General features: G+C 60.6%; 12 protein-coding genes, 1 pseudogene and 1 riboswitch. Of the genes and pseudogenes, 4 read left to right on the top strand and 9 right to left on the bottom strand.

The window, feature by feature from the left end; all coding sequences use genetic code 11:
• The first annotated feature begins 114 nt into the window (after window positions 1–114).
• On the top strand, window positions 115–2,403 hold the full coding sequence (metE, locus tag ACGSLL_RS25355) for a 5-methyltetrahydropteroyltriglutamate--homocysteine S-methyltransferase (RefSeq protein ID WP_394506962.1): 2,289 nt from the start codon (window positions 115–117) through the stop codon (window positions 2,401–2,403).
• A gap of 636 nt (window positions 2,404–3,039) precedes the next feature.
• Here the strand turns inward: metE and ACGSLL_RS25350 are convergent.
• From ACGSLL_RS25350 to ACGSLL_RS25340, 3 genes are read right to left on the bottom strand one after another with little or no spacing between them, the layout of a single operon-like run.
• Window positions 3,040–3,804: an ABC transporter ATP-binding protein gene (locus tag ACGSLL_RS25350; RefSeq protein WP_394506963.1), complete on the bottom strand. Its 765-nt coding sequence runs from the start codon at window positions 3,802–3,804 to the stop codon at window positions 3,040–3,042.
• On the bottom strand, window positions 3,801–4,817 hold the full coding sequence (locus ACGSLL_RS25345) for a FecCD family ABC transporter permease (protein ID WP_394506964.1): 1,017 nt from the start codon (window positions 4,815–4,817) through the stop codon (window positions 3,801–3,803). The genes ACGSLL_RS25350 and ACGSLL_RS25345 overlap by 4 nt, the downstream gene beginning before the upstream one ends.
• A complete protein-coding gene (locus ACGSLL_RS25340) occupies window positions 4,814–5,827 on the bottom strand; it encodes an ABC transporter substrate-binding protein (protein WP_394506965.1) in 1,014 nt (337 codons plus the stop codon). The genes ACGSLL_RS25345 and ACGSLL_RS25340 overlap by 4 nt, the downstream gene beginning before the upstream one ends.
• 141 nt (window positions 5,828–5,968) lie before the next feature.
• Window positions 5,969–6,161: riboswitch (cobalamin riboswitch) on the bottom strand.
• 388 nt (window positions 6,162–6,549) lie between these two features.
• Between ACGSLL_RS25340 and ACGSLL_RS25335 the strand changes: the two genes are divergently transcribed.
• Together ACGSLL_RS25335 and map are read left to right on the top strand one after the other, a co-directional pair.
• Window positions 6,550–6,777, top strand: coding sequence for a ParD-like family protein (locus tag ACGSLL_RS25335; RefSeq protein ID WP_394506966.1), 228 nt, complete (start codon window positions 6,550–6,552; stop codon window positions 6,775–6,777).
• Window positions 6,774–7,565, top strand: coding sequence for a type I methionyl aminopeptidase (gene map / locus ACGSLL_RS25330; protein ID WP_394506967.1), 792 nt, complete (start codon window positions 6,774–6,776; stop codon window positions 7,563–7,565). The genes ACGSLL_RS25335 and map overlap by 4 nt, the downstream gene beginning before the upstream one ends.
• A 79-nt stretch (window positions 7,566–7,644) precedes the next feature.
• Here the strand turns inward: map and katG are convergent, their stop codons facing one another.
• On the bottom strand, window positions 7,645–9,915 hold the full coding sequence (gene katG / locus ACGSLL_RS25325; RefSeq protein ID WP_394506968.1) for a catalase/peroxidase HPI: 2,271 nt from the start codon (window positions 9,913–9,915) through the stop codon (window positions 7,645–7,647).
• A 151-nt stretch (window positions 9,916–10,066) separates the two neighbouring features.
• Complete coding sequence (locus ACGSLL_RS25320; protein WP_394506969.1) at window positions 10,067–12,277, bottom strand: LTA synthase family protein; 2,211 nt, start codon at window positions 12,275–12,277, stop codon at window positions 10,067–10,069.
• 356 nt (window positions 12,278–12,633) lie between these two features.
• On the opposite strand from ACGSLL_RS25320, the gene ACGSLL_RS25315 reads away from it, so the two are divergent.
• Window positions 12,634–13,650 (top strand): ABC transporter substrate-binding protein, encoded by a 1,017-nt coding sequence (locus ACGSLL_RS25315; protein WP_394506970.1) that lies wholly within the window; start codon window positions 12,634–12,636, stop codon window positions 13,648–13,650.
• A 232-nt stretch (window positions 13,651–13,882) separates the two neighbouring features.
• Here ACGSLL_RS25315 and ACGSLL_RS25310 read toward each other — a convergent pair whose 3' ends face one another.
• The 4 genes and pseudogenes from ACGSLL_RS25310 to ACGSLL_RS25295 all read right to left on the bottom strand — a co-directional run.
• The gene (locus ACGSLL_RS25310) at window positions 13,883–14,362 is read right to left on the bottom strand and encodes a copper chaperone PCu(A)C (RefSeq protein WP_394506971.1); all 480 of its coding nucleotides are present in this window, start codon (window positions 14,360–14,362) and stop codon (window positions 13,883–13,885) included.
• Window positions 14,362–14,967 carry an SCO family protein gene (locus tag ACGSLL_RS25305; RefSeq protein ID WP_394506972.1) on the bottom strand — a complete coding sequence of 202 codons (606 nt, stop codon included), beginning with the start codon at window positions 14,965–14,967 and terminating at the stop codon, window positions 14,362–14,364. Before ACGSLL_RS25305 ends, ACGSLL_RS25310 begins: the two co-directional genes overlap by 1 nt.
• A gap of 180 nt (window positions 14,968–15,147) precedes the next feature.
• Window positions 15,148–15,699 (bottom strand): ATP-dependent Clp protease proteolytic subunit, encoded by a 552-nt coding sequence (locus tag ACGSLL_RS25300; RefSeq protein WP_394506973.1) that lies wholly within the window; start codon window positions 15,697–15,699, stop codon window positions 15,148–15,150.
• Window positions 15,700–16,081: 382 nt separating this feature from the next.
• Window positions 16,082–16,183 (bottom strand): annotated as a pseudogene (locus ACGSLL_RS25295) (con-10 family general stress protein); the annotation flags it as partial.
• Window positions 16,184–16,327: the final 144 nt, after the last annotated feature.

Below are 16,327 nucleotides of genomic sequence, written 5' to 3'. Positions count from 1 at the left end.
GCAACACGTCAGTCATGAACAAAACTTGTGATCATCAGGAATAGATTGAGTTTGTTTCATTACGTGCTGCTCCCGACAATACCTGCCATCGAATAAGCACTGGAGTTGTTTGTCATGGCACTGGCCCATTCCCCTGGATTTCCGCGCATCGGTCGCGACCGCGAACTGAAGAAAGCGCAAGAGGCGTTCTGGCACGGCGAACTGAACGAAGCAGGGCTTCGTGACGTCGGTCGCGAGCTGCGCAAGGTACATTGGGAGTTGCAGAAAAACGCCGGAATCGAATTGCTCCCGGTCGGCGATTTCGCCTGGTACGACCAGGTGCTGACGCATTCGCTGATGTTCGGCGTGATCCCGGAACGCTTTCGCCCGCACGACGGCAAGGTCACGCTGCAAACCCTGTTCGCCATGGCCCGCGGCGTCAGCGACGACTGCTGCGGCGGCACTCATGCGCAGGAAATGACCAAGTGGTTCGACACCAACTATCACTACCTCGTCCCGGAATTCAGCGCTGAGCAACAGTTTCAACTGGGCTGGGAACAGCTGTTCGAAGAAGTCCAGGAGGCACGCGAACTGGGGCACAACGTCAAACCGGTGATCATCGGTCCGCTGACTTATTTGTGGTTGGGCAAGGTCAAAGGCGCCGAATTCGACAAGCTCGATTTGCTTGATCGCCTGCTGCCGCTGTACGGCCAGATCTTCGCCCGGCTTGCGGCGCTTGGCGTGGAATGGGTGCAGATCGACGAGCCGATTCTGGTGCTCGACCTGCCGCAGGAATGGAAGAACGCCTTTGAGCGTGCCTACAACCAGATTCAGCGCGATCCGCTGAAGAAACTGCTCGCGACCTATTTTGGTGGCCTGGAAGAAAACCTCGGTCTGGCGGCGAACCTGCCGGTCGACGGTTTGCACATTGATCTGGTCCGCGCGCCAGAACAGTATCCGACCATTCTTGATCGTCTGTCGGCTTATAAAGTGCTGTCGTTGGGCGTGGTCAACGGTCGTAACGTCTGGCGTTGCGACCTGGAAAATGCCCTCGCAACTTTGCAGCATGCCCATGAGCGATTGGGCGAACGCCTGTGGGTCGCGCCGTCCTGCTCGCTGCTGCACACGCCGGTCGACTTGGGCCGTGAAGACCAGCTTGATGCCGAACTGAAAAGCTGGCTGGCGTTCGCCGTGCAGAAGTGCGAAGAAGTGGCACTGCTGGCGCAAGCGGTCGAGCAACCGCAAGCGCCGAAAGTGCTGCGCGCGTTGGCGCAAAGCCGCTCGGTGCAGACCAGCCGCGCCGCTTCGCCACGGATTCACAAGCCGGCAGTACAAGCGCGTGTGGCGGCCATCACGGCCAGGGACAGCCAGCGCCAGTCACCGTTCGCCGAGCGCATCGCCAGGCAGCGTGCTGGTCTGAATCTGCCGTTGTTTCCGACCACGACGATTGGCTCGTTTCCGCAAACTGCAGCGATTCGCCTCGCTCGCCAGTCGTTCAGACAAGGCACACTCAGCGCCGCCGACTACACCGAAGCCATGCACAGCGAGATCCACCACGCCGTACACATCCAGGAATGTCTGGGCCTCGACGTGCTGGTGCACGGTGAAGCCGAGCGCAACGACATGGTCGAATACTTCGCCGAACAGCTCGACGGTTATATGTTCACCCGCTTCGGCTGGGTGCAGAGCTACGGCTCGCGCTGCGTCAAACCAGCGGTGATTTTTGGCGACCTCAGCCGACCGCAGGCCATGACCGTGGAATGGATTCGCTATGCGCAAAGCCTGACCGACAAGGCCATGAAAGGCATGCTGACCGGTCCCGTGACGATGCTGATGTGGTCGTTCCCGCGTGAAGATGTCAGCCGGGAAACCCAGGCGCGGCAACTGGCGCTGGCGATCCGCGACGAGGTGGTCGATCTGGAAGCCGCCGGCATCCGCATCGTGCAGATCGACGAAGCGGCGTTCCGCGAAGGCCTGCCGCTGCGCCGCGCGCATTGGCAGGCGTATCTGCACTGGGCAACCGAAGCGTTCCGCTTGTGCGCCTCGGGCGTGCGGGATGAAACGCAAATCCATACGCACATGTGCTACAGCGAATTCAACGACGTAATCGAGGCCATCGCCACGATGGACGCCGACGTCATCACCATCGAAACCTCACGTTCCGACATGGAACTGCTCGATGCCTTTGAGGCGTTCGCCTACCCGAACGACATTGGCCCGGGCGTCTATGACATCCACTCGCCGCGGGTTCCGGAGGCCGGCGAAATGGCCAGCCTGATCCGCAAAGCCGCCCAGCGGATACCCGCCGAACGGCTGTGGGTCAACCCCGACTGCGGCCTGAAAACCCGCGGCTGGGCCGAGACCGAAGCGGCGCTGGTGCACATGGTTGCTGCCGCCCGGCAGCTGCGCAAAGAGCTGGCCTGATCGGCTTGCACACATTCCCCGGTGGGAGCGAGCCTGCTCGCGAAGGCTGTGGGTCAGACGATGAGTCCTTGATCAATACATATCGATCAAAAGCAACGTCAAAAGCCCCTCACCCTAACCCTCTCCCGGAGGGAGAGAGGACTGACCGGAGTGGATGTAAGAACCACGCCGACCTGCGATACCGAGTCGTACGCAGTTTCTGAAAAGCCCACAAATCGGCTCCCTCTCCAGGGGGAGAGGGCTGGGGTGAGGGGCAGCCCCACCACAAATCCCAAGCCAACCCCCCGCTTCTAACCACTCAACAATGAGCGTTAGCTCGAGTGCCCTTGATCTTGCCTAACCAGCGACATCGGAAGGCTGAGCGGAGGGATTGATCCGGGCGTGGGAGCGCAGCGACCGTCTGGCGCAGCCAGACACAGCGGAAGGAGGTGCAGCGCAGCAAACCGTAGCCGCTGCGCCCGGATCGATCCCGGAGCGAAGGAACCCGAGCCTGCGAGGGCCGTACGTAGGAGCAAGCCTTTTTGGGTACTTTTTCGGCGTCTGGAAAAAGTGCCTCGCCGTAAGGGCGAAACCGCCAGCCGCAGCACCCGCAGCAACGGATATGCACCCAATCAAAAAAAGGCCTGCCCCCCAAAGCTACGAGTGAAACCGCAAAATCCGCTCACCATCAAACGGATCAGTCAAATACCGCGCCCGAACCCCAAACGTCTCCAGCAAGCGCTGCGGCGTCAGCACCTCCAGCGGCTTGCCCAGCGCCACTAACTCCCCACGCTCAAGCACCGCCAGTCGATCGCACTTGAGCGCCTGATTCAGATCATGCAGAGCAATCAACGTAGTCACCGGCAACGCTTTCACGACGCTGAGAATCGTCAGCTGATGCTGAATGTCCAAATGGTTGGCCGGCTCATCGAGCAACAGAATCTGCGGACGCTGCGCCAGGGCACGAGCAATGTGCACCCGTTGCCGCTCACCCCCCGACAGACTGCGCCAGATGCGCTGACGCAAATGCACCGCATCGACATCAACCAGCGCCTGCTCAACGATGGCAGTGTCGGCAGCCGACCACGGTTGCAGCGCCGACAACCAAGGCGTACGCCCCAGCGCCACCGCATCGAACACACGAATGCCGTCATCGGTGTCAGCCTGTTGCTCGACCACCGCGAGTGTCTGCGCAACGCTGCGGCGCGCCATTTTGCGCAGACGCTGACCTTCTAGCAGTACCTCGCCAGCGCTCGGGTCGCGCAGACCGGCCAACAGCTTCAACAGGGTCGATTTGCCCGCGCCATTCGGTCCGACAATGCCCAGCGTTTCGCCGCGTTGCACCTCAAGGCTCACAGCTCGCAGCAACTCAGCGCCACGCACCTTGAAACTCAGTTGCGAACAACTCAATACCGCTGTCATCGCGCCGATCTCCGGCCCACCAGAATCAGCGCAAACACCGGCGCGCCGACCAGCGCGGTGATCACTCCGACCGGAATCACCTGACCCTTGATCAGGGTCCGCGACAGCACATCGGCAGCGATCAGAAACACCGCGCCGCCCAAGGCACTCGCTGGCAGCAATCGAGCATGACCAGTGCCAAGCAACAACCGCGCTGCATGGGGAATCACCAGGCCGACAAAACCGATCGAACCGACAATCGATACCATCACGGCTGTTACCAGCGCCGCACAGCCGATCAGCAGAATCTGCACGCGGCGCACCGGTATGCCGAGCGACGCCGCCGAATCCGCACCAAAGGTAAATGCATCCAGCGCGCGCCGATGCCACAGGCACACGACCAGCCCGAGCAAGGCTACCGGCACCGCCAGCCACACCGACGGCCAGCGCACCCCGCCGAGGTTGCCGAGCAGCCAGAACATGATCCCGCGAGCCTGCTCGGAACTCGCCGAGCGGGTAATCAAAAACGCTGTGAGTGCATTGAACAATTGCGAACCGGCAATCCCGGCCAGAATGATCTGTCCGGTGCCACTGGCCGAACCGCTGACCCGCGCCAGCAGAATGACCAGTACGAACGCCGTCACCGCACCGGCAAACGCGCCGGCCGACAGCGACACCAATCCCGCACCAACCCCCAGCAACGCGACCATCACCGCGCCAGTCGACGCCCCGGCAGAGATGCCCAGCAGATAAGGATCGGCCAACGGATTGCGCAGCAGCGACTGCAAGATCACCCCGCAGGTCGCCAGTCCGGCGCCGCAGGCAGCAGCGACCAAAGCACGGGTCAGGCGGTAATTCCAGACAATGCCTTCATCGATCGGGTCGAGCACATAACCGGCGCCCCACAGCTTGTTGGCCAGCACCTGCAGCACCACGCTCGGCTCGATCGACGTCTCACCGATCGCCACGCCGCCGATCAGCGCAAGCGCAAGCGTCAGCACAACCAGCAGCGTACGGATCAGGCGTCTGCTCATGGCGCCAGGTCGTAGGCATTGATGGCGGCGGCCAGTTGTGCGAGGCCGTCGAAGGTGCGCAGGCTGGCCTGCATGGCCATGGCGTCGAGGATGATGATGCGGTTGTGTTTCACCGCGTCCATGTTGCGCGTCACCGGGTCGCTGCGCAGGAACGCGAGTTTCTTCTGATAGTCGTCAGCCGGGAAACGCCGGCGATCCATGCGCGCGATCACCAGAAAAGTCGGGTTGGCCTTGGCGATGGTTTCCCAGCCAACGGTTGGCCATTCTTCATCCGACTCGACCACATTGCGCACGCCCAGCGTGCTCAGCATGAAATCCGGAACGCCTTTGTGCCCGGCCACAAACGGCTCGATGTCCATCTCGGCGCTGGAAAACCAGACCACTGCGCTGACGTCTTTGCGCTGCTGGGTTTTCGCCGTGGCGATCGATTGCGCTAGGCTGGCCTTGAGCTGTTCGTTGAGCCGTTCGCCACGCGCTTGCACGTCGAAAATCTGCGCCAGCTGGCTCACGCTCTTGTAAATGCTGTCGATGCGAAACGGCGCCAGCCGCGTTCCATCGGAGCCGACGAGGTTGTCCTTGGCTTCGCAATCGGAGGGCAGCAGGTAGGTCGGAATCTTCAATTCATGAAACTGCTCGCGGGTGCCGACCGCGCCTTGCGGGCCGACCATCCATTCCAGCTCTACAGCGACCAGTTCCGGGCGCTTGCCGATCACCGCTTCGAAACTCGGCTCGTTATCGGCGAGGCGCTCGATCGTGTCGTTCTGCGCCTTGTATTGGGCCAGCACGTCGTTGAACCACAGCGAGGTGCCAACGACTTTGTGGCCCAGCCCCAGGGCATAGAGCATTTCCGTACCGGCCTGGCCGATAGTGACTGTGCGGGTGGGGGCGTGCTGGAAGGTCAGGCTGCTGCCGCAATTCTCGATCGTCAGCGGATAAACGGTGGGTGCCGCTTGCGCAAAGGTGCAAAAGCTCAGACCGGTGATCAAGGTGGCAATGCGGGGCAGAAGCATGGGTCTGTCTCCAATGGAACCGTACGGGGAGGGCGGGTACGGTTTGGAAACACACCATCAAGCGCCATCAGGAAATAGCGCAAGGCCGTTCATCACGTAAAAACGCGCACGGCACGATGTCCTTCCCGGACACCCCGCCGGTTAGTAGTCATTGTGCCGGCAGGTCTCCTGACTGATGCGTCATCGCCTGGCTCCGGCCTTCCCAGGGTTACCCAGTGGCAGTCGTGGAGCAGGCTCGGCACCTACAGTTGCGGGGGCAGTTCCGATCGATGCTGAGCAAGCACCTCGGATTCCCTATTAATCCCATGCGGAAACCGGCGGCGGCATGGTAGACGATTTGGGCGGTTGAGGGGGAGATGAATCTGTTGGCGAGTCGGGATCAAGCCAGCCATCAATGCAGATCAAAAGTCCCTGACCCTAGCCCTCCCGAAACGTCGGACCGCCCGTAGGGAGAGGGGACTGACCGCGGTGTTTGGGCGACATATGGCCACACCGAGTACCGAGCTGAACACAAATTCAGAAGCTAACAAAGATCGGCTCCCTCTCCAGGGGGAGAGGGCTGGGGTGAGGGGCCGGGTCACTACAAGTCCAAAGCCGGCCGCATGCTTCTTACCACCAGCCTCCAGATCCTGAAAAATCCCAAAGTCACAACCCGGATTTGCAATCCAGGAACCCCCGCAGCTAATATACGATCCATATACATTTCGTATCGGGTCGCACCCATGGGCATCGTAAAAATTTCCGAAGACATGCACGAAAACCTGCGCATCTCCAGCAACGCACTCAGCCGCTCGATCAACGCGCAGGCCGAGCACTGGATGCGCATCGGCATGCTCGCCGAGCTGCACCCCAACCTCGACCACAGCGCCATCTGCCGCCTGCTGATCCGCGCCGAACAGACTGGCGGGCTCGACCTGCACCAACTGACACAGGAAGTCGCCCTCGCATGAGAAACCAGATCAAGCTCAACACCCCGGCCGAGATCGAGAAATCCCGCGCTGCCGGCAAACTGGCCGCCGAAGTGCTGGCAATGCTGGTGCCCCACGTCAAGGCGGGGGTGACCACCGATGAACTGGATCGGCTGTGCAACGACTACATCGTCAACGTACAGAAAGCCGTCCCGGCCAACGTCGGTTATCACGGTTTCCCGAAAACCGTCTGCGCCTCGGTCAACGACGTGGTCTGCCACGGCATTCCCTCAGCTACGCCGCTGAAGGATGGCGACATCCTCAACCTCGACATCGCCGTGATCAAGGACGGCTGGTTCGGCGACACTAGCCGCATGTATGTGGTGGGTGAGGCCACGCCGGAAGCGCAACATCTGATCAAGACCACCTATGACGCCATGTGCGCGGGTATTCGTGCGGTCAAGCCGGGCGCCACGCTGGGCGATATCGGCCACGCCATTCAAAGCCTCGCCGAGAAAGAAGGCTTCAGTGTGGTGCGCGAGTATTGCGGCCATGGCATCGGCAAGATCTACCACGATGAACCGCAGATTCTGCATTACGGCTTTCCCAATCAAGGGATGAAGCTCAAGGCGGGAATGATTTTCACCGTCGAACCGATGCTCAACGCCGGCAAACGCCATGTGAAGAACATGCCCGATGGCTGGACGGTGTTGACCAAGGATGGCTCGCTGTCGGCACAGTGGGAGCACATGGTCGCGGTGACGGAGACGGGGTTTGAAGTGCTGACCGCGTGGCCGGATCAGATCGAAGGGTATGCGGCTATCGGTTGATACTGCGCTTGGCGGTCAGAAACCCTGACATTCAACGCATAAAAAACGCCGCTTGAACAAGCGGCGTTTTTTGGGGCCGTTACTTCAGATCGAACCGATCCAGGTTCATGACCTTCGTCCAGGCTTTGACGAAGTCATTGACGAACTGCTCCTGCGCATCCGCACTGGCATACACTTCGGCCAGCGCGCGCAACTGCGCATTGGAACCGAACACCAGATCCACCCGGGTTGCCGTCCATTTCGGCGCGCCAGTCTTGCGGTCCCGTCCCTCGAATTCATCAGCATCGCGCGTTGTTGGTTGCCACTCCAAGCCCATGTCCAGCAGGTTCGTGAAGAAGTCATTGCTCAGCGCTTCCGGTTTATCGGTGAAGACACCATGGCGGGTCTGCCCGACGTTGGTGTTCAACACCCGCAGGCCGCCAAGCAGCACGGTCATTTCCGGGGCGGTGAGGGTCAGCAGTTGCGCCTTGTCGATCAACAGGGTTTCAGCCGCGACGGTGTATTTGCCCTTGCTGTAATTGCGGAAACCGTCGGCAATCGGTTCAAGGAAGCCGAACGACTCGACATCGGTCTGTTCCTGCGAGGCATCCACGCGCCCGGGCGAGAACGGCACGCTCACGGAATGACCAGCGTTCTGTGCGGCTTGCTCGACCCCGGCATTGCCCGCCAGCACAATCAGGTCCGCCAGCGAGATTTTCTTGCCGGTGCTTGCGCCATTGAATTCACCCTGAATGCCCTCCAGGGTTTGCAGCACATGGGCCAGTTGCTCTGGCTGGTTGGCTTGCCAGAACTTCTGTGGTGCCAGACGCAAACGCCCGCCGTTGGCGCCGCCACGTTTGTCCGAGCCGCGAAAGGTCGAGGCGGCAGCCCAGGCCGTCGAGACCAGTTGCGAAACGGACAGGCCTGAGGCGAGGATTTTGCTTTTCAGCGCGGCGGCGTCGCTGTCGCCAATCAAGACATGGCTGACGTCAGGCAGCGGGTCTTGCCAGAGCAATTCTTCGTTGGGCAATTCCGGGCCGAGATAGCGAGACAGCGGGCCCATGTCGCGGTGGATCAGTTTGTACCAGGCGCGCGCGAAGGCGTCGGCCAATTGCTCGGGATTGGCCAGGAAGCGTCGCGAGATCTGCTCGTAAGCCGGGTCGAAGCGTAGCGCCAGGTCAGAGGTGAGCATGGTGGGTGAAAGCTTTTTGCTCGGGTCATGGGCATGCGGAACCGTGCCGGCACCGGCGCCGTTTTTCGGTTGCCACTGATGCGCCCCGGCCGGGCTCTTGGTCAGTTCCCACTCGAAGCCGAACAGGTTTTCCAGGTAGTTGTTGCTCCAGCGGGTTGGCGTGGTGGTCCAGGTCACTTCCAGACCGCTGGTGATGGTGTCCGCGCCCTTGCCGGTGCCGAAGGCGTTTTTCCAGCCCAGGCCTTGCAGCTCGAGGCCGGCCGCTTCCGGTTCAGGGCCAACGTTGTCGGCCGGGCCGGCTCCGTGGGTCTTGCCGAACGCGTGGCCACCGGCAATCAGCGCCACGGTTTCTTCATCGTTCATGGCCATGCGGCCGAAGGTTTCGCGAATGTCCTTGGCCGAAGCGACCGGGTCCGGGTTGCCCTCGGGACCTTCCGGGTTCACGTAGATCAGGCCCATCTGCACGGCAGCGAGCGGGTTCTCCAGATTGCGTTCGCCCTGATCGGTGCGGCTTTCCTCGCGACCATGCAAGTCCGGTTCGGCTACCAGCGTACCGTCACCGGGTTCCTGCACCGGGCCGTTGCTCTTGCCGTAACGATTGTCGCCGCCCAGCCATTCGGTTTCCGAGCCCCAGTACACGTCTTCATCCGGTTCCCAGACGTCGGCGCGGCCACCGGAAAAACCGAAGGTCTTGAAGCCCATGGATTCCAGCGCGACGTTGCCGGTGAGCACGATGAGGTCGGCCCAGGAAATATTGCGGCCGTACTTCTGCTTGATCGGCCAGAGCAGACGGCGCGCCTTGTCGAGGCTGACGTTATCCGGCCAACTGTTCAGCGGGGCGAACCGTTGCTGACCGGAGCCGGCACCACCGCGGCCATCGGCGGTGCGATAAGTGCCGGCGCTGTGCCAGGCCATGCGCACGAAGAGCGGGCCATAGTGGCCGAAGTCCGCCGGCCACCAGTCCTGAGAGTCGGTCATCAAGGCGCTGATATCCTGCTTCAGCGCCTGGAAGTCCAGGCTCTTGAACGCCTTGGCATAGTCGAAGTCCTTGCCCAGCGGGTCAGACTTGGGCGAGTGCTGACTGAGGATTTTCAGGTTCAGTTGATTCGGCCACCAGTCACGGTTGGTCGTGCCGCCACCAGCGGCGTGGTTGAACGGGCATTTCGATTCGCTTGCCATGTTCGAGTCCCTATCAGGTCTGCTGCGGCCGGCTGGTGCCGACTTCGGACTTGTAAGGCTAGACCCGAGTTGGCAAACCAGCTAATAGCGCAGCTATTGCGTGCCGATAGGCAAACTCTCTCAGCGCTGCGCTGGCTTCTGATCAGCAGGATCAGCTCGATTGCGCCGTGTCGTCATCGGGCACGTCGTCGAGAATATCCTCTTGTCCCGGCAGCTCAGTGATTACGCTGAAGTCACTGACCTCCACCGCGCCTTGCCCATAACCGAGCAAATGAAACGAAAACGCCTTGCGCTGTTGCGGGTTTTCAAAGCTGAAGTCCATCTCCAGCGGCTGATCCGCCGTGGCGACCATTTCCGCCGGTAAGCCCAGCTGCACGTCCTGTTCGAACTCCTTGGCCTTGAGTTGTATGTACGCCGCTTGCTGCGGGTCGACCGCGCGCACGGTCAGGCGTACGCGGGTGTGCGAGCCCTTGGGCATTTCCAGATACTGCGCGCCGATCAGGTTGTCGGCCCAGTCATCCTTGATCTGCGCTTGCAGCGGGATGATGTTGTTGCTGCCGAACTGATAGCGATGATTCAGCGGCGTGCGCAGCAGCGACAGATCCAGCGCATTGGCGCGGGCGGCAATCTGCCGGGCCGGATGACCGCTGTAGCGCCCCTTGTAAATGGCGCTGTCGGCGATGAAGCCAGGGCTTTGATAGTAGCGGCAGCGACGCGGCATGTCGCATTCGGAGAAGATCCCGCGGCCATCGTGATAGCGCAGCTTGCCATTGGTGAACGACATGATTTCCCGGCCAGAGTCGTAGTCACGGAACAGCGAACGGCCACTCAGCGCGGAGGGCACTGGCAGGTCGAAGTAGTCGAGAATCGACGTGCTCAGATCGACGTGACCATAGACGCCTTTGTTCAGATGCGGCAGTTGCGCCTGCTCCGGTGCCAGAGTCAGATTGAACCCCCACGAGGAGGCCAGACGCACGCCGTCGATGCCGTGGGATTCGTCGGATGTGATCACCACCAGCGTGTCCTTGAGCACGCCCTTACGTTCGAGGGCACTGAGAAACTGGTCCAGTGCATCGTCGAGATAACCGACGGCGGCCTGCTTTGGCGTTTCGTAACGCTGCAGATAATCGTCCGGTGCGGAGTAGGGCTGGTGAGTGCCGACAGTGAGCAGGGTGAGCATCCACGGCTGTTTGTTTTTCTTCAGTTGGCCGACGTAATCCAGTGCACCTTCGAAGAACGCCTTGTCATCCTTGCCCCACGGGAATTCCAGATAGTTGCTGTTGCTGAACCATTCCAGGCCATGGGTGGCATCGAAGCCGATATGCGGCATGATCTTGTCTTTGGCCATGAAGCGCAGCCCGGCGCCTTGCAAGTAATGCGTGCTGAAACCGTGGTCGCGCAGTTGTGCCGGCAGACAGGCCTGATTGCGCTCGTTGAGGGTGAGCATTTCCACGCCTTTGGGCGTGCCGTTGTCGAGTTTGTCGTAGTCGCCGCAGAGCATGGCGTACAGACCGCGAATGGTCTGGTGCGTATGTAACACGTAATCCGGGGTGTTCATGCCGCGCTCGGCCCAGCGGCTGAGGTTGGGCATCAGGTCTTCCTGATAATGACTGCCGATGGCCTCGCGGTTGGCGCGGATGTAAGCGCCGGGAATGCCCTCCAGCGCAATGATCAGCACGTTGCGCGCTTGTCCCGGTGCGGCCAGCAGTTTTTCCCCGTTGAGGTCGACGTCGGTCAGCCCGGCCATGGCCGGCGCGGGTTCTTCGCCGTCGCCGTCCAGCCATTCCTCGGTGCGAATCTGCAGATCGGCCACTTCGCTGGCGAGCAGGTGGTGTGGCAGGTTATACAGCCGCCATGGGTCGGCTTCGTTGGGCCACAGGTTCTGCGCCCCCCAATGCGCGGCGAACAGCAGCAGCGGTGCGCCCCAGGCTGCACGGGGCAGGGCAGTGAGCGGCCGCTCCCGGCCGGCAAACCGGGTCAGCAGCCACACCAGCAATGCCAGCAGCAGGGTCACGCCCAACGCCGGATGCGTCAGGCCGCCGCCGCTGGAGTTCTCCACGAACTGCGGGTCGATCAGGTAATGGGCATCGGAAGGGGTCGGCAACCGACCGACTGCGCTGACCAGTTCCGCCGTTGCCACCGCCAGCAAGCCCCACAACAACAGCACCGGCAGAGCCAGCCACCACGCGCGGCGATGCAGCAATACCAGCAACAGGCTGCCCACCGCCAGATCCGACAGATAACCCAGCGTGCTCGACCAGCCCAACGCCGCGCGCAGGCCCATTGGCACGATCAATACCAACAGCAGCAGAGAAAACAGTCGGGCGTGCGGTTGCCGCAACCGGTTGAAAAGAGCGCTCACAAAAAGACCTTCCCGCCATCAAACCGTCATAAAAGTGTGCGCGATGATAGCAAGGCTCGGCCATCTGATTGCCTTTTAAAACGCTCGGGTGATCCGCAGATACAAGGGCTGGCGGGCACGGCAAACCCTTTGAAACCCCCATGGCTGTTGATGTAACGCAGCGGGGGGTGTTTGTGCCGACACGGATTTTGCCGGGGGATTAATTGTGTCAGGCTGTGAACGATAACGCGGGAGCCAACGTAAGGTTTGCGTTAGGCGGCCGGTGCTAACGATATGCAATAAAGATATTTAAGTTCTGTTTTTTATAGCGATAAAGTCAGGCCTTTCAGCAAACCACCCCCTGCTGCGAGGTTGTCATGGCCACACCGTTGAAACGTTCCGCATTGACCCTGTTGGCCGCCGCCCTGGCGGGCACAGCGTTGTTCAGCACCGGTGCTCAGGCCGAAGGCAAGATCAGCATCGCCCAGCAGTTCGGCATCGGTTACCTGATTCTCGACGTGGTCCGCGACCAGCAATTGATCGAAAAACACGGCAAAGCCCAGGGCCTCGACATCAAGGTCGACTGGAACAGCATCTCCGGCGCCACCGCGATGAACGAAGCGCTGTTGACCGGTTCGCTCGACGTGGTCTCGGCCGGCGTACCGCCGATGCTCACCGTGTGGGATCGCACCAAAGGCAAACAGAACGTCAAGGCCATCGCCGCACTCGGCTCGATGCCCAACTACCTGCTGACCAACAATCCGAAGATCAAGACCCTCAAGGATTTCAGCGAAAAAGACCGCATCGCCGTGCCTGCTGCCGGGGTGGGCTTCCAGTCACGCACCCTGCAGATCGAAACCGCCAGGCTGTTCGGTGATGCCCAGTACAAGAAATTCGACGACATCTCCGTCAGCCTGCCGCACCCCGACGCGACGGCCGCGCTGATTGCCGGTGGCTCGGAAATCAACTCGCACTTCTCCAGCCCGCCGTTCCAGTACCAGGCGCTGCAGAACCCCAACGTGCATAAAGTGCTGAGCTCTTACGACGTACTCGGCGGCCAGGCGACGTTCAACGTGCTGTACACCACGGAAAAATTCCACGACGAAAATCCCAAGACCTACAAGGCGTTCTACGACGCCCTGGCCGAGGCCGAGAAGATCATCAAGGCTGACAAACCGGCAGCTGCGCAGGCCTATATTCGGGTCGAACAGTCGAAACTGCCGTTGGCGCTGGTAGAGCAGATCGTCAACGATCCGGAGATCGACTTCACGGTGGTACCGCAACGTACGTTTATCTATGCCGAGAAATTGCAGGAATTGGGCGTGCTGAAAAACAAGGCGGGGAGCTGGAAGGATTACTTTTTTGAAGAGGCGCATGGTGGGGCGGGGAGTTGATGTTCTGCGCCAGGATCAAAAGCCCCTCACCCTAACCCTCTCCCGGAGGGAGAGGGGACTGACCGAGGTAAATGCGAGAGATACGCCAACCTGCGATACCGAGTCGAACGAAAGGTTTGAACGGCCCACAAATCGGCTCCCTCTCCAGGGGGAGAGGGCTGGGCGGGCGGCGTTCCGATGAGGGGTAGCTCCACCACGAAACCCAAGCTCCTGCGTCGACCTCCACCACCAATCAATGCATCTTGCTGTGATCATGCTCCTGCATATTGGTCAGCGCACGCACCGGCGCCTTCACTTCGAGGGTCTCTTTCTCGCCCTTGGCGTTTTCCACGGTGAAGGTCAGCGGCACGCTTTCGCCTTCCTTGAGCTGCCCGGTCAGCCCCATCAGCATCACGTGATAACCATTGGGGTCAAACGCGACCGCTTTGCCCGCCGGCAGGTCGACCGACTTCACCGGGCCCATGCTCATGACGTCGTTCTTCATGGTCATTTCGTGGATCTGCACGTCTTTGGCGACCGGCGAAGCCACGCTGAGCAACTTGCTGTCGCTGTCAGCGGTGAGGGTCATGAACGCGCCGCTGGCGGTCTGGGTCGGCACGGTGGCGCGAACCCAGGCGTCGTCGACTTTGGTTTGCGCCGATGCCTGAAAAGCCAGGCCCAGCAACGACAGACCCAGTACAGCACGTTTGATGTGGTTCAAGACAGGACGCATCAGCAGACCTCCATAACAGTAAGCAAATCTTCCGTGCATTGTTCTGCCGAAAGCGATGTGGACAGACCCAGGCGCAAGCCGCCGTTGGAGTCGTAGACGTAACTGGTCGCGGTGTGCGAGATGGTGTAGGTGTCGCCGGCCGGAACCTTCTCGTAGAACACGTCGAATTCCTTGGCCGTGGCCTGGGTTTCCTCAAGCGTGCCGTACAGCGCGACGAAGGTCGGGTCAAAGGCTTTCATGTAGGCGTCGAGGATTTGCGGGGTGTCGCGCTCGGGATCGAGGGTGATGAAGATCACCTGCAAGCGATCGCCGTCGGCACCCATCAGCTTCTTGATCTTCGCCGCACGGGCGAGGGTGGTCGGGCACACGGCCGGGCATTGGGTGAAACCGAAGAACACCATCGGCATCATGCCACGAAAGCTCGACAGCGTCATGGTTTCGCCGTCGGTGTTCTTCAGTTTGAAGGTGCGCCCCATGATCTTGTTACTCAGATCCTTGCCGTACTTGTACGACAGTTGGCCGCGGGTGTCGCAGCCGGCGAGCAGGCCCAGCCCGAGCACGCCCATTCCCGCAAGTACCTTGCGGCGAGTCAACAAAGCCGTCATCTAATACCGCCTTTTGCAGCCCGTCAGTCGACAGGACTGGCGGGGGGTTAACCGTAAAAGCGGCGCATGATACCAAACTGCAGGCAGACGCCGGCCACGGATCGGCGGATGGCGTGGGATAGGGCGATAAAAGGTGTAAGAAAAGATGACCCGCCGACTCACGAACGACCCTCAGCGCCATCAACCATGAATGATCGAATTCACCGATTCTGCCGTGATCACCGGTGCCTCGATCGCATCGATCAAGCCGCACAGCATGGCCTGCGACGGGTCGATGATCCGCGGGGCAGCCGTCAGGTATTTCTCGGTTTCCAGTGTTTCCTGCGCACCTTCCGTTCGTTCAGCGACGATGCGCGCGTACAGGTACAAATCGTAATCCAGGCTCATGGCGTATTCCGACATGCGCGAATGATCGACCGCGCCCTGTAAATGCCAGTGAAACGGATGGAAGAGAAACTTGCTATGGGTACACGCCGAGCGGCGCTCGCCAGCGAGGAAGACGATATTGCCCATCGACTCGACTGTGCCCAGGTTATGCGTGTGCACCGGAACCGGCAGGGACAACAGAAAGTTGTACATGGTGAAACCGTAACTGCATTCGCCACCCATCGTGGCGATGTTGACGATCAGCTTCGAGGCTTTTTGCTGTACGGCTATGGAGGCTTTGTCGATCAATTGGCCGCAGGTGGACGCGTTGATCGGTCCCGTGAAATTGATGACGTGAACGGGCATGAGTCACCTCGCTGTTTAATGGCGTTTTGACGATGCGGGCTTACCGACTGCTGTTAGGGCGGACTTGCTTAATGACCTCGCTCGCAAACCGGCCGGGTATGCGTGGCTGCGCATTGGCGCTCGGCCTGAGCGGCGCCTTGCAGGCGCTCGTAGCAACTGCGCGACGCCACGGCGGGAACAGGGCGTGGCGGCTCTGGCGCACTGACTGGCTGTTGAGGCTGATCCTCTGCCACTGTCAGGCCTGGAGGAGAGCTTAGCTCCATTTCATGGGCAGGTTCTTCAGCCTTTTCCATTTGCATCGCGCAGTGATGATTTTCGATGGACGCTTTCATGGCAGACCTCAAGTTAAAAAGGGGCAGCAACGCTGCCCCCGATCTGGCGTTTAAGACTTGCGTCCGCCGCCATGGCTCTGTTGCCCGCCTTTACGGCCGGCTTCCGAGGCTTTTTCGCGATCATTGGCGAAGTTGCCGCCATTGCCGCCGCCCGATGAGCCTTTTTTATCGCTGGTGGAGGTCTTGTTATTGCCCTGATTCTTATTACCGGTAGTCATGATGGTTCTCCGACAACAGTGAGGGTTAACTTGCTGTCCGTTAACGCAACGGACACTAATTCCGATAACGCCAAAGCG

The organism is Pseudomonas retamae, from assembly GCF_043496865.1.
Classification (GTDB): domain Bacteria; phylum Pseudomonadota; class Gammaproteobacteria; order Pseudomonadales; family Pseudomonadaceae; genus Aquipseudomonas; species Aquipseudomonas retamae.
The sequence above is the reverse complement of the archived record's forward strand: the minus strand, read 5'-3'. Positions and strand labels throughout refer to the sequence as shown.

What these genes read in the sequence shown, in the direction of transcription:
- metE (WP_394506962.1), top strand. Translation starts at nt 115, where the DNA reads ATGGCACTGGCCCATTCCCCTGGATTTCCGCGCATCGGTCGCGACCGC.
- ACGSLL_RS25350 (WP_394506963.1), bottom strand. Translation starts at nt 3,804, where the DNA reads ATGACAGCGGTATTGAGTTGTTCGCAACTGAGTTTCAAGGTGCGTGGC.
- ACGSLL_RS25345 (WP_394506964.1), bottom strand. Translation starts at nt 4,817, where the DNA reads ATGAGCAGACGCCTGATCCGTACGCTGCTGGTTGTGCTGACGCTTGCG.
- ACGSLL_RS25340 (WP_394506965.1), bottom strand. Translation starts at nt 5,827, where the DNA reads ATGCTTCTGCCCCGCATTGCCACCTTGATCACCGGTCTGAGCTTTTGC.
- ACGSLL_RS25335 (WP_394506966.1), top strand. Translation starts at nt 6,550, where the DNA reads ATGGGCATCGTAAAAATTTCCGAAGACATGCACGAAAACCTGCGCATC.
- map (WP_394506967.1), top strand. Translation starts at nt 6,774, where the DNA reads ATGAGAAACCAGATCAAGCTCAACACCCCGGCCGAGATCGAGAAATCC.
- katG (WP_394506968.1), bottom strand. Translation starts at nt 9,915, where the DNA reads ATGGCAAGCGAATCGAAATGCCCGTTCAACCACGCCGCTGGTGGCGGC.
- ACGSLL_RS25315 (WP_394506970.1), top strand. Translation starts at nt 12,634, where the DNA reads ATGGCCACACCGTTGAAACGTTCCGCATTGACCCTGTTGGCCGCCGCC.
- ACGSLL_RS25310 (WP_394506971.1), bottom strand. Translation starts at nt 14,362, where the DNA reads ATGCGTCCTGTCTTGAACCACATCAAACGTGCTGTACTGGGTCTGTCG.
- ACGSLL_RS25305 (WP_394506972.1), bottom strand. Translation starts at nt 14,967, where the DNA reads ATGACGGCTTTGTTGACTCGCCGCAAGGTACTTGCGGGAATGGGCGTG.
- ACGSLL_RS25300 (WP_394506973.1), bottom strand. Translation starts at nt 15,699, where the DNA reads ATGCCCGTTCACGTCATCAATTTCACGGGACCGATCAACGCGTCCACC.